13 protein-coding genes and 1 tRNA gene are annotated in these 12,716 nt (G+C 37.0%); 9 read left to right on the top strand and 5 right to left on the bottom strand.

Translation table 11 applies throughout. The annotated features are described in order from the left end of the window. Positions 1–110 precede the first annotated feature (110 nt). The gene (locus ACTRWE_RS15005) at positions 111–1,898 is read left to right on the top strand and encodes a GGDEF domain-containing protein (protein ID WP_138562574.1); all 1,788 of its coding nucleotides are present in this window, start codon (positions 111–113) and stop codon (positions 1,896–1,898) included. 52 nt (positions 1,899–1,950) lie between these two features. Here ACTRWE_RS15005 and suhB read toward each other — a convergent pair whose 3' ends face one another. Then, on the bottom strand, positions 1,951–2,754 hold the full coding sequence (gene suhB / locus ACTRWE_RS15000; protein WP_010391751.1) for an inositol-1-monophosphatase: 804 nt from the start codon (positions 2,752–2,754) through the stop codon (positions 1,951–1,953). A 236-nt stretch (positions 2,755–2,990) separates the two neighbouring features. Here suhB and ACTRWE_RS14995 point away from each other — a divergent pair, with 236 nt between their 5' ends. After that, positions 2,991–3,407 carry a VOC family protein gene (locus ACTRWE_RS14995; RefSeq protein ID WP_028835578.1) on the top strand — a complete coding sequence of 139 codons (417 nt, stop codon included), beginning with the start codon at positions 2,991–2,993 and terminating at the stop codon, positions 3,405–3,407. Between the two features lie 46 nt (positions 3,408–3,453). On the opposite strand, the gene ACTRWE_RS14990 is transcribed toward ACTRWE_RS14995, so the two are convergent. After that, complete coding sequence (locus ACTRWE_RS14990; RefSeq protein ID WP_462880250.1) at positions 3,454–4,119, bottom strand: LiaF domain-containing protein; 666 nt, start codon at positions 4,117–4,119, stop codon at positions 3,454–3,456. A gap of 313 nt (positions 4,120–4,432) precedes the next feature. Here ACTRWE_RS14990 and ACTRWE_RS14985 point away from each other — a divergent pair, with 313 nt between their 5' ends. The 5 genes from ACTRWE_RS14985 to ACTRWE_RS14965 all read left to right on the top strand — a co-directional run bounded on the left by ACTRWE_RS14985 (position 4,433) and on the right by ACTRWE_RS14965 (position 8,701). Continuing rightward, positions 4,433–5,002: a BON domain-containing protein gene (locus ACTRWE_RS14985; protein WP_262977380.1), complete on the top strand. Its 570-nt coding sequence runs from the start codon at positions 4,433–4,435 to the stop codon at positions 5,000–5,002. Positions 5,003–5,066: 64 nt separating this feature from the next. Continuing rightward, positions 5,067–5,225, top strand: coding sequence for a YqaE/Pmp3 family membrane protein (locus tag ACTRWE_RS14980; RefSeq protein ID WP_008466367.1), 159 nt, complete (start codon positions 5,067–5,069; stop codon positions 5,223–5,225). 277 nt (positions 5,226–5,502) lie between these two features. Then, positions 5,503–5,579: transfer RNA gene (locus tag ACTRWE_RS14975), tRNA-Ile, on the top strand. Between the two features lie 307 nt (positions 5,580–5,886). Beyond that, entirely contained in the window at positions 5,887–8,013 is a 2,127-nt protein-coding gene (locus tag ACTRWE_RS14970; protein ID WP_462880249.1) for a DEAD/DEAH box helicase, read from the top strand. Continuing rightward, the gene (locus ACTRWE_RS14965) at positions 7,994–8,701 is read left to right on the top strand and encodes a DUF2290 domain-containing protein (RefSeq protein WP_462880248.1); all 708 of its coding nucleotides are present in this window, start codon (positions 7,994–7,996) and stop codon (positions 8,699–8,701) included. Before ACTRWE_RS14970 ends, ACTRWE_RS14965 begins: the two co-directional genes overlap by 20 nt. Before the next feature lie 110 nt (positions 8,702–8,811). On the opposite strand, the gene ACTRWE_RS14960 is transcribed toward ACTRWE_RS14965, so the two are convergent. Both ACTRWE_RS14960 and ACTRWE_RS14955 read right to left on the bottom strand, forming a co-directional pair. Next, positions 8,812–9,693 (bottom strand): site-specific integrase, encoded by an 882-nt coding sequence (locus ACTRWE_RS14960; RefSeq protein ID WP_462880247.1) that lies wholly within the window; start codon positions 9,691–9,693, stop codon positions 8,812–8,814. Beyond that, the gene (locus tag ACTRWE_RS14955; RefSeq protein ID WP_462880246.1) at positions 9,686–9,907 is read right to left on the bottom strand and encodes a hypothetical protein; all 222 of its coding nucleotides are present in this window, start codon (positions 9,905–9,907) and stop codon (positions 9,686–9,688) included. The genes ACTRWE_RS14960 and ACTRWE_RS14955 overlap by 8 nt, the downstream gene beginning before the upstream one ends. Positions 9,908–10,414: 507 nt before the next feature. Here ACTRWE_RS14955 and ACTRWE_RS14950 point away from each other — a divergent pair. Continuing rightward, positions 10,415–12,067, top strand: coding sequence for a P-loop ATPase, Sll1717 family (locus ACTRWE_RS14950; RefSeq protein ID WP_462880245.1), 1,653 nt, complete (start codon positions 10,415–10,417; stop codon positions 12,065–12,067). Between the two features lie 66 nt (positions 12,068–12,133). On the opposite strand, the gene ACTRWE_RS14945 is transcribed toward ACTRWE_RS14950, so the two are convergent. Beyond that, the gene (locus ACTRWE_RS14945; protein WP_462880244.1) at positions 12,134–12,397 is read right to left on the bottom strand and encodes a helix-turn-helix domain-containing protein; all 264 of its coding nucleotides are present in this window, start codon (positions 12,395–12,397) and stop codon (positions 12,134–12,136) included. A gap of 112 nt (positions 12,398–12,509) precedes the next feature. On the opposite strand from ACTRWE_RS14945, the gene ACTRWE_RS14940 reads away from it, so the two are divergent. Next, the coding region (locus ACTRWE_RS14940; protein ID WP_237131938.1) for a hypothetical protein at positions 12,510–12,716 on the top strand (207 nt) is incomplete at its 3' end.

Below are 12,716 nucleotides of genomic sequence, written 5' to 3'. Positions count from 1 at the left end.
AAAAAACCGCTCCTTGTGAGCGGTTTTTTATTGCTTAGCGTGTAAGACATATAATTGTCATACGAGCTTGATATTTTATCACTCTTATTTAATTTTGATCAGAGCTAGTAGTGACTGAGCAACGTAAAGCCTTAGAGTCAATCTTACAACAAGGGGCAATAACAACCTTGTTCCAACCTATTTTTGATATAACTAAGCAATCTATTATTGGGTATGAAGCGCTGAGTCGAGGCCCTAAAAATAGCCCATTAGCGATGCCAAATAAGCTATTCGAAACGGCTCATAAATATCAATTGATCTCAGAGCTTGAGCTTTTATGCCGTTCTCGCGCCATAGAAAACTTTGTAAAACTAAATCTACAAGGGAAGTTATTTTTAAATGTCAGCCCAAAAATTCTACTCGATCCGAGCCACCCTAAAGGCGAAACCTTACATTTAATTGAACAGTTTGGTCTTGCGGCTAATCGTGTGGTGATTGAAGTCACCGAACAAGAAAAAGTAGATGATGGCTTTTTACTGTTAAAAACCATTGCTCATTATCGAGAGCTAGGCTTCACTATTGCTATTGACGATCTTGGTGCAGGTTATTCCGGTCTAAAGCAATGGTCGCAGTTATGCCCAGATATTGTAAAAATTGATCGTTACTTTATTGATCATTGCGATCAAAGCGAAGTTAAAAAAGAATTTCTAAAATCAATTGTGGTGTTAGCGCGGGCAACAAATACAGCGGTGATTGCTGAGGGAATTGAGCGTACTGAAGAACTCGATTTAGTTAAAAGTATAGGCATAAGTCATGTTCAGGGATTTTTGTTAGAAAGACCCACCCAACAACCAAGCTATGACTATAACTGTAAGCAGTTACAAGCATTTACATCGACTCAAGCAGGTTCAAAGTTTGAACAATCAATGGCTATCGGGGTGCTTGCTGTTGCTCAGCCTGCCATTAGCAGTCATACGCGTTGTAAAGAAGCTCATGCGCTTTTTGAGCAAGACAAACGCATAATTAGCTTACCCGTTTTAAATAGCAATCAGCAGCCAATAGGGCTGTTACACAAAGATCAGCTAACAGAAGTGTTTGCCGCGCCATACGGGCATGCACTTTATGATAAATGTGAAGTCACTGAGTTAATGGATAAACAGCCTTTAGTGGTTGATGAAAATCAAATGCTTGATATTGTCTCTCAGCAAATAACAGAGCAAGACTTTGATATTCGTCGCCATATTGTTATCACAAGTAATAATAAATATTTAGGTTTGGCACCGCTCAGGGACATATTAAAGCACATTACCGCTGAAAAAATCCGCCACGCCCAACATGCTAACCCTCTGACCATGTTACCGGGTAATGTGGCAATTAGTGAAGTAATAGAGCAGCGTCTGCAACATAAACAGCCATTTTCACTAGCTTATATCGATTTAAATCATTTTAAACAATTTAACGATCTGTATGGTTATGCCAGTGGGGACAGCGTGATAAAACTTCTGGCCGATGTGACTGTAAAAGCGTGTGCGCACAGCGCTAACTTTGTCGGGCATATTGGTGGCGATGACTTTATGGTGGTGTTTGAAAAAAAAGATGCGGTGGAGGTTTGTAATACCATTATCACGCAATTTGAATTGCAGTCACGCGTATTTTTTACGCCAGAGCATATTGCTGGAAAAGGGTATTGGGCAACTAATCGAGAGGGCGAAAAGCAGTTTGTACCTCTACTTACATTATCGATAGGTTTAGTTGAGCCGGATCTGCAGCAGTGTAAAAATAGCCATCAAGTAGCGGCATTAGCCACAGATGCTAAAAAAGAAGCAAAACGTTATCGTCACAGCTACTTATTTATTTGTAATCGAAGAAGGCCTGCACCCGCTGTTGTGCGTTTATCCAATAGTAAAAAAAGTGGCTAACAAAAAGCAAAAAAGGAGCCTAGGCTCCTTTTTTTTAAGTGCGGTATTACGATTAACGTAATAACGACTCAGATAATACTGGGCGCATTTCACGAACAATCGCTTGTGTTAGCTTAGGTGCACCACAAATAACGTTACCGCTCACGTTGTAGTTATTACCGCCAGCAAAATCAACAACCATGCCGCCAGCTTCTTTAACTAATAGCTCGCCTGCTGCTGTATCCCACGGTTTTAAACCAATTTCAAAGAAACCATCAACACGACCCGCTGCAACATACGCCATATCAAGTGCTGCAGAGCCTGCACGACGAATATCAGCGGTATGTACGAATAATGCTTTAAACGCTTCAGAATAGGCATCTAAGTGGTGTTTTTGTTTGAAAGGGAAACCTGTTGCAAGAACAGAACCGGCAAGTTCAACCGTTTTAGATACACGTAAACGTTTGCTGTTTAACTGTGCGCCTTGACCACGAGAAGCGGTGAAAAGTTCGCCTCGAATTGGATCGTAAATTACGGCTTGGTCTAAACGACCTTTAACTTTAAGTGCAATAGATACTGCGAAATGAGGGATACCCTTGATGAAGTTAGTTGTGCCATCAAGTGGGTCAACAATCCATTGGTAATCAGCATCCTTACCTTTGTGTTCGCCTAACTCTTCACCAACGATGCAGTGATCAGGGTAAGAACGTAAAATAGTGTCACGAATTACGGCTTCGGCTTCTTTATCAATGTTCGTAACTAAATCATTAGTGCCTTTTTGTTGCACTTCAACTTTTGATAAGTCTTCACTTGCACGAAGAATAAGCTTGCCTGCGTTACGCGCAGCGCGAACCGCAATGTTTAACATTGGATGCATGGTATTACCTTTGGGTTGTAAAAGAACGTTTATATATTTAAGCCGGCGTATTTTAGCGGTTTTTGCCATAAAGTAAACCATAAAGCCTAAATACTTGTGAGTGTTTTTTGTACAGGCATGATCTTTCAATATATTTATCGGAATAAAAACAGACAATAAATTTGTAAATTAGCGCTTTACCTAAAGTTAACTTGAGGTTTTATGATGTTCTATATTCAATTAATAGGAAGAAAGTTATGAAATTAGAACACGTAAATTTAGTTGTTAGTGACATAAACGCCATGCTTAAGTTTTACCAAGCAGCGTTTCCCTATTGGTCAATTAGAAGTGAGGGGGAAGGAACTTGGTATGGTAAAGCAAGGCGCTGGGTACATTTTGGTGATAACGAGCAATATATTGCTATAAGCGATCACGGTGAAGGGAAAAACCGCGACCTATCAGGACATCAAATTGGTTTGGCACACTTTGCCTATGTAACCAATAACTTAAATGCAGTAATAGCGCGCCTAAAACATGCGGGCTTTGCAATAAGTAAAGAAGGTGCTGTAAATCCATTTAGAAAAAACATTTATTATATTGATCCCGCAGGGTTTGAAGTTGAGTTTGTAGAGTACATGAGTGATGTACCTAGTGAGCGAAATAACGACTTATAATATGAATGAAGCCAACTATTATGGCTTCATTCAATGTTTAGCATATTTAATAATGTTTACCATGTATGCCAAGCTGAGTTTTTAGATCATTTGCAAAGCTAATAAATTTTTCTTTAATAGTGCGTTTAACTTTAACTTCCACAGAGCCTAAAACAGTTTTTCCTTCAATGTGAATCGTTGGCCCTTGGCGCTTATTAAGTGACACTGTTTTATTTTCAAAACTGCCTAAAATACAAAACATTTTAGAAACTACATTAACGTGCTCTGGTACATATATTTCTTCGCTGCCAAAATAACAATTAACGTGAATAGTGACATGTTGGTGGGTAAAAATAGCATCCGTAAAATCAAGATTGATTGACCCCATGTAGTTTTCTATATAAATGTTTTGAGGAACTACCCATTGGCCGCTTCGTTCACTCGAACCAAGAATGCTTCTTAATGTAAGTGGCTCTTCATCAGTCTCATGCTGCGCGCTATAATTAGGTGTAAACTGAGAGTGCTTTTGCGCCTTATATTGCTGGTCAGTATTTAAGGTTAAATCTTCAACGAGATCCATAAGTGCTTTATTGTCACTCGCTGCCATGGCGTCGTCTAAGCGCCTTTCAAATGCTTCTACAGAAATAACACCATGGCTGTAGTTATAAATGAGCTGATCAATCACTTGCTCACGAACTTGCTCAATAGGGCGGTCTTCAATTTTAACAGACATTTAAATTATCCTTTTATGGTTGCTGGTTATTTCAAAGCAAGCCTTATACCAAACATTAAATTGTTTAAATTCAGTGGTTTATAATTTTGGGTTTTTGACCCTTTATTATATTAACGACAGATTAACCAAATATACAATTATTTAGTAAGTTTCGCTATTCGAGAAACTTTTACGCAATAGTCTGTAAATGTTTACTTAGTAGGTTTAAGCCAATATCTACTATTTTAAATTAACCTATTGAAATTAAAGGTTATAAAATGTTGGCCCGATGCTCGCATTAGCTTAAGTGTCTTTAATCAAAAGGAGAACGATTATGAAAACATTTAATAAGTCTATGATTGCAGCCCTAGTATTAGGAACAACCGCAATGGGCGCTCAGGCAAGCAGTTGGGAAAACGAAAGCAAAGATGCTTGGATTGATGGGAAAGCAGAAACAGTATTGCTTATGAACACCAATCTAAATAACTTTGATATCAACACGGACGTAAAAAACGGCAAGGTAATGCTAACAGGTAAAGTAAACAGCGAAGTAGATAAAGAGCTTGCTGAAGAACTTGTGCTAAGCCTAGATGGTGTAACTGACGTTGAAAACAGTCTAACTGTGGTAAAAAACTCCGACATGAAGAAGCATGACTCTGAAATGATGGGTAACGACACTGAAAGTGATTTAACAGATGCTAAAATCACTACAGTGATCACAACACGTTACTTATTTGATTCTGAAGTAGGTGGTACAGACATTGATGTTGATACCGATAATGGTGTGGTAACTCTTAAAGGTACAGTTGAGTCTGATGCTGAAAAGCAATTAGCGATGGAAATTGCTAAAAACGCTGAAGATGTTCGCAAGGTAGTTGATGAATTAACTGTTATTGCAGAATAATACACTATACTAAAGCCCAGCCCTGCTGGGCTTTTTGCTTTGCTAACATTATAAGGATTAAATTATGGATATCATTAGAATTATTTTTTCTATTTTATTACCACCACTGGGTGTGTTTTTACAGGTAGGACTAGGGATGCATTTTTGGTTAAATATTTTGCTAACTTTGCTCGGCTATTTCCCTGGATTAATTCATGCGATTTACATTATTGCCAAAAAATAATGTAGCAGCATAGCAGGACATTTAATACTGAGTTGCTAAGTGCTCCCAAAGGTATGTGTATTAGTTACTCAGGCTGCTATTAATAAATGGATTTGTTTTACAAAACTCATCACTAACAAAACCTCAAAGCCTACTATTTGAGCAGTTAGCCCCTTGATTGTTAAAATAAAGCTTTTTGCTAGTGACAAGCCCCTAAAAACTTTTTATACTGCAACCCGCTTTAGTCGCTCTGTGGCTAAACGCTTCAAAAATTAACTGCTTACAGTTATACAAAGATGGCCCCTTAGCTCAGTTGGTTAGAGCACACGACTCATAATCGTTAGGTCCGCAGTTCAAGTCTGCGAGGGGCCACCACTTTTACAAGCTTCCCAAGTAAACACCTACTAACAGAAATTACCCTGTGCTACCTCTGTGCTACTTTTTAGTATAATTATATTTAAAGTATTTAAGCAAGATTTAAGTATATAGCTCCTATCATTCATATGACTCCGTTTAGTGGGAGATTTAGTCTTCCATATCAATTATTAAAATATTGTTCATAGGTATATCTAGAAATTTACCAAATGAACACCCTAAGAATGCTCTTATTAAATCAGTTCAATTAGCTTACCTTTGATGATAATCTCAATATGCATCTATATTTATTAAAATGGACATCGTCTTGGAAAAGATAATAGCAACAGAGATTGAACCTCAAGGTATCGATAACGAATTACTTAATTTTCTCGAAAGTAACAAAGATAGTCTTAATATTGAAGACGCGATTCTTTATTATGGATTTCCTGTTTTCAAGGATTATGAGGATCACTCTGTAAAATCTAAGATAGCCCTCCTATCGAAAAATCATGGAATAGTGCTTATTTCTAGTACAACAGCTTCATCTGTTGAAGGTGATGATGAAAATTTAAGTCAGGTCTATAATTTCATAGAGGCTGCTATTAAAAAAAGCAAGATGCTGAGAATTAATAAGAGAAAACTTGCTGTTGATATTGAAAGCTATTTATTCTGTAATCAGGATGTTGAATTCGAAGGTGATAGTGAAATACTAACTTCTTTGACTGGAATAAATGATGTACTTTCAGATCTTCATCTTGAAGAGCCTATTTCAGAAGAACATTTTAGTGAAGTTAGATCAATAATAGAAGGTGCTAAGGCACTTAGTAAGTCAATAAAGCGTAATAAAATTTCAGAAGATCCGAGATCAAAGTTAAACATCTTAATAAAGTTAGAAAACGAAATTGCTAACTTTGATATTGAGCAAAGGAAAATAGCTATTAGCTTAATAAATGGCCCTCAAAGAATTAGAGGTTTAGCGGGATCTGGTAAAACGATTGTACTTGCTATGAAAGTTGCTCATATACACTTACAACATCCGGCCAAAAAGATACTATTTACTTTTTATACAAAAAGTTTGTATGGATTAATAGTAGAAATGATCGGTAAATTTTATCGTCACTTTGCTGGCTCAGAGCCTAATTGGGAGATGATAGATATCCATCATGCATGGGGGGGAAAGTCTATTGATGGTGTCTGTTATAATGCGTGTATAGATAATGATATAAACCCTCTTTCTTTCCCTCAGGCTAAAACCCTTAACAGTCAAGACCCATTTAATGAAGTCTGTAAGCATGTTCTATCACGGCCAGTAAAAAGTAAATATGATTACATATTAATAGATGAAGCACAGGATTTACCGAATAGTTTTTTCAAATTATGTTTTGAATTATCAAAAGGTGATGAAGCTAAGTTTAAGAATATTATATGGGGTTATGATGAATTGCAGTCTATTTTTAACGTTTATCAAAGAACTCCTGAGGAACTGTTTGGGCATGACGAAAGTGGTCAACCAAAAATAGATCTTAAAGAGCTAAGTAAAAGTTTAGGGTTTGGGCAAACAAATGACCTAATACTATATAAATGCTACAGAAACCCTTTAGAAGTTCTCATCACTGCGCATGCATTAGGCTTTGGATTATATAGCCAGTCGCCAGTACAAACACTTGAGAATGAAGCTCACTGGAATGATGTTGGTTATCGCTTAGAAGATGGATTCGACTTAACAGTTGGAGATGAAACCGTTATCACAAGAGATAGGCAAAACAGTCCGTTATCAATTTATGAACAGCAAACTCCTGATGAGCTAATAGAGTTATATCAAGCGAGTGACCTTAAAAAAGAATGTATGTGGATCGCGAACAGTATTGAGAGCTCAATTAATCAAGGTCTCAAGCCTCATGACATTATGGTAATTTCAATGGATGATAGAAATGCGAAGGCATACTTTTCAGAGTTATCCAAAACACTTTCTTTTAGGGGGATACGTTCGAATAATTTGCTGACATCTTCCTCAGCTGCTCCACCTTTCAAGTTAGAAGATATGGTTACCTTCACTACAGTGCATAGAGCCAAAGGTAATGAATCAATAGAGGTATACGCAATTGGTCTTGATGCTCTTTTCCCTATACGAAATACTCGGAGTGGTAGAAATAAAATATTCACTGCATTTACTAGAACTAAGGCTTGGTTAAAAGTTAGTGGGATAGGTAGTAGAGTTGAAGGATTCTTTTCTGAAATTAAGCAAAGCATAGCCAATAGTCCGAGTTTACGGTTCACAGTTCCTGATACTGAAAAAATAAAAAGGGACCATGATGAAAAACCTCAGCAAATATTAAAAATCCAAGAGGCTTATAGTGAGCTAATTGAGCAAGGCTATACAAAAGAGCAGTTGCAAATAGAATTTGGATTTGATTTCAAAGATGCAGTTTCCGATGATTCGTCAAAGCTTTAATCAAAGCATTAAGGCGACTATCGCTTTAGCTGATAAATATGGGGTATTGCTGCAAGCAGGTGCCAGTAACTCTTTTACTGCTCCTGCAGAAGTAAAGCATATGACCCGTCGGGCTAAATCTTATAAGGAGGTCTATGATGCTATTGTTTCTTATCAATCATTCAATTTAATGCTAACCGATAAAGCAGTGTTCCAGTTTACAGAAACAGAGCCTGAACGTGACGTGAGATTAGCTTATTATCCAAATCCATATAGATTTACTGGGTATCTATCAGAGCGTAGAGATGCTTTGGAATTACTCCAAAATGATGAAATTTCTGAAATCGAATATGACCAGCTCACATCAGAGGCTGATTTTATGAGTGATATTCCAGTAATTCGCTACGATTTATCTTTAGATCAACACTGTAAATTTTATCATCCAGCTGCTCATTTTCATATTGGGTTTCATGCTGAAAATCGATGGCCCGTAGATCGGATCTTAACCCCAAAAGCATTTTTCTTTAAAACGTTGTGTAATTATTATCCAGCTAAATGGAAAGAGCCAGAAAATTATGTAGGAAATAAACTTGAAAACCCTTTAGATAGATTATATCGATTAGAACTGAGTAAAAACTGCCCTTCAATTTCGGTTAATAGTCCCGATCATTTCGCTCAAATTGAGGCTGAAAGGTTGCACTTTAAATAGGTTATATTTTTGTGCTGTTCATGCCTCTGATTATTAAATACTGGTTTGTCTTGAAAGTCTAAACTGTATGGTTGCAGCAACGAGAGGCTTTAAAGCTTCGGGAAAAGTTATTACTTTAAATAAACCTCAGTAATTTCAGCTCTAAAATGGCCAAGCTCTTGCGATACAGTTTCGAGAGCCGTTGCTCTACTTAAACCTAAGCTTTTTAGCTCAGCCATTCTCTCTTGCGCGTAGCTATGCCTGAGGCCATGTCCGCCATTAGAAAAAAAAAGTGTGCGGCTAGATGCTTTTGAGAATGAGCATGACCATTTATGACCACCACCAATATCATAACGTTGCAAATAGTTAATTTCCCTATCACGAACCGTTATAGGCTGTGCTAAGCGCCTTTGTTCCAGCTGTGTAGCCAGTGCGTTAGGTATTAGTACATCACGGATTAGGCCACCTTTGCCTTTCACTGTATAAATACTACCTTCTCGACCAAGCCATTTGCTGTCTAGCGCTGGACGGCTATCTGCTTTTCGCTCTGATACTCTGGCTATAGTTAATAGCTCATGGGCTCTTAATCCTGCTGCGTAGGCTATTTGTGTAGATAAATTATACTTTCTAGTTTGATGTTCACTAATAGCATGAGCTTGAGCAGGAGTGTAGGCGCGAGACTTTTCGATTATCTCTTTTTCGGATTTTATTACAGTCAGTGTTTCTTTAGGACCAAGTTTGCCGTTGAGTTTAAACATAGCTTGAATTGCTTGCCGTTCCATATCCAGTGTTTTTTGGCCTGCAAACTCACTACGGTAATCAAGATATTTATAAGCATCTTGAAGGCTCATACCTTGCACACCATTAATGCCAATATCTTTTGACCACCGAGCTATTTTGATAAGTGCAGTTTTATAACTTCGAGCAGTACCTAGAGATTTAATAATTTTGTGCTTAAATAAGTTTTTAGCTAGCTTTTCTGCTTGCGTTTCTGGTTTTGCGAACTTAGGCATTTTTACCAACCCACCGTTTTACAGTTGTCCAATGTACTCTCACTCCTTTACGCAAGAGCCATCTTTGTAGGTTGGCTATATTCGTATCTTCTTCGTAAAGAGCTAGAAGTCGTTGTTTATGTTTATCGAGCTTGGATGGCTTAAATCGTTTTTTACTGATCAATTTTTTCTCATTTTTTAGGCGCAATGCTTCTGCTTTAGCATTAAAGGTCATAGTTATTCTCCGGTGTGATTGTAAGAAAAACTGGCTGATAAAGCTCAGCGGCTAACGCCTATTCGCCCCTGTTTTACGCATGCGTAAGGCTCGGACTGATCGCGCCTAAAAATCAAAATACTTGGTTTTATGATGAAGCTGAAAGCTTCTGAAATGGGGGTTACAGAGAATGTAACATCGTGTTGAAGGCAGCAGAAAAGCGCCTGTTTTTTTCTTGCCCGAAGGGCTTGATTAATATTTAGATTAGCAGCTTTAATTTAAATTTCAATCTGCAAATAAAAATCTGCGTATAAGATGCTCTAGAGCCCATACCCCGCTATGTGCGAGCCTATTTTAGGCTTCTACATAGCGGGGTATGGGCGAAGCCCAGAAAAGAGGAGGCCATTGCTCATGATGCCTCATTTTAAAAATTCAAATCTTAAAGCTATTTTAATCAACATAGTTTAAGTTTTGCCCAACATGTGAAAGTATATAGGTTGAAGATTCTTAGGTTTATATGGAAATAGAATGGCGAAAAGTCCTAAACAAGATTTTGTATTTAAGAAGCATATGTCTATTGGTGAGGCAGATGCAGAAAACGATTTAAACTTCTTAGCTGATTGTTTTGTTGATATTGGTGACTTTGAAGTTATAGAAAATACAGAAGCCCCGCAATCAATTGTTTTAGGTCGAACAGGCATTGGAAAGAGTGCTCTTTTGGAGCAACTGGAAAGTAGCTCTGAAAATGTTATTAGGATTGAACCTGAATCTTTAGCGTTAAGACATATTTCAAATTCTACAGTCTTAAATTTCTTTGAGGGTTTAGGTGTAAATTTAGATATTTTTTATAATTTGCTTTGGCAGCATACTTTTGCAGTTGAGCTTATCAAATATAAATATAACATTGACTCCATTCAAGCAAAAACCAACTTCATTGATTTAATAACCAACCTACTGTCAGGTAATTATAAAAAACAACAAGCCTTAAAGTATATTGAAGAGTGGGGGGACAAATTTTGGGTCGATACTGAAACCAGAATCAAAGAATTAACAGAAAAGCTTGAAGCAAGCCTAAAATCTTCGATTTCTTCAAATGTACCAGGTGTAAAAATCACTGGAGGTGCAGGAGGGGCAATGACAGAAGAGGTTAAGTCAGAAGTAATCCACCATGGAAAAAAAGTTGTAAATACTGTCCAAATTGAAAAATTAGCAAAGTTGGTAAATATTCTTGCTGATGATATTTTTAATGACCGAAAGCAAAAAACATTTATTGTTATAGATAGACTTGATGAAAACTGGGTAGATGATGAGCTTAGATATAAGTTAATCAAAGCTTTAATTGAAACAATTAAAAAGTTTAGAGCAATAAAACCGGTAAAAATAGTTATTACTCTTAGAACAGACTTGCTTCATCGAGTGCTGGATAAGACTAAAGATTCAGGCTTTCAACCGGAGAAGTACAATAGTTTTTATTTAAAAATGGGATGGAATCGTCCTCAGCTCAAAAGCCTGTTAGATATGAGGATTAATCAATTACTAAAGAACAAATACACTAATAGTGAAGTTTTTTTTGAAGATATCTTTCCGAATAAAATAGATAAGGTTACACCTCTTGATTATATTTTAGATAGGACATTGATGAGGCCCAGAGATGCTATTATATTTGTTAATGAGTGTCTTATTGAAGCACAAGGAAAAACTGAAATTACAGGTTCAATGATTAAGCAAGCAGAACTAGCTTATTCTCAAGGGCGTTTGGAGTCGCTTAAATTTGAATGGCGAACTGAGCACCAATTGTTAGAAAAATATATTGAACTATTACATCATAAAAATAGTAAATTTAAAGTTTCTAGCATTTTAGATGAAGAATTAGAGCAAGTTATTTTGGGATTAATAGAAATCCCTAAAGAGCAAGGTGATTTGGCCGTCAAAAGCGCACATGACTATGTCAAATCTAGCTATCCATCATCTCTCTCCTTCATGACTCAAGTTAGGCAGAATATTTTGTATACGCTATATAAAATAGGCATTGTTGGTATCAAAGTTGATGGGACCAGCACTGTAAAGTGGAGCCATGATAGAACTCAAAACTTAACTCCTAAACTCATAGAGCAAACTTCTATTGTCTATATACACAAGATGTTATGGAGAAGCTTAGCAATTGATAAAAGGCCTTCTTAACAAAGGAGCTTTCAAATAACCTCTATAAGGGATAGTTATTTGAGGTGAAGACGCATGGGGGAGGTATCATAAGCACCATTCCCTAATAACAATTGCCAGCTCATCTTCAATACAATACAAATAAGCAGTGGGCACCTCTAAAATATCAGCAAGTGCTTTTACTGTTTTAAAGTCTGGAGCATGCACGCCTTTTTCGTATTGGTTCATTCTTGCTGATGCCGCAAACTCATCCATTCCAGCTAAAATACCTAACTGTTTTTGTGATAGCCCTTTTGCTTTTCTTGCCTCTTTTAAGCGCTTTGGAAATGGTGATTCGTCATTAGTTTTCATTATTTATTATTCTTAACTTGAAAACTAAGAGTTTCTTAGCTTTAATTGAATCTAGATACTAAGGAATCCTTAGCTTTTGCTTTTGCAACGAATTTAGTTTGGAGGAATGAATATGCTTGAAACGTTTGTGTGTGTATTGGTCGGGGCTATCTACTTGTTGGTAAGTATATTTACAAGCGATGAGCAGTCGTCGAAAGAAAACGAGCAACTAGATAAATTGAATGATGGTATGGGCAATATTATCGCTGATGGTGAATTTATGTCGCGTGAAGAGGCGGAGGATGCACAATCACGTGGTGAACTTTACGACACCTATTAC

The organism is Pseudoalteromonas sp. G5_S1_54_S4, assembly GCF_054968565.1.
Note: the sequence above shows the minus strand (reverse complement) of the source record. Positions and strands in the feature narration are given on the sequence as shown.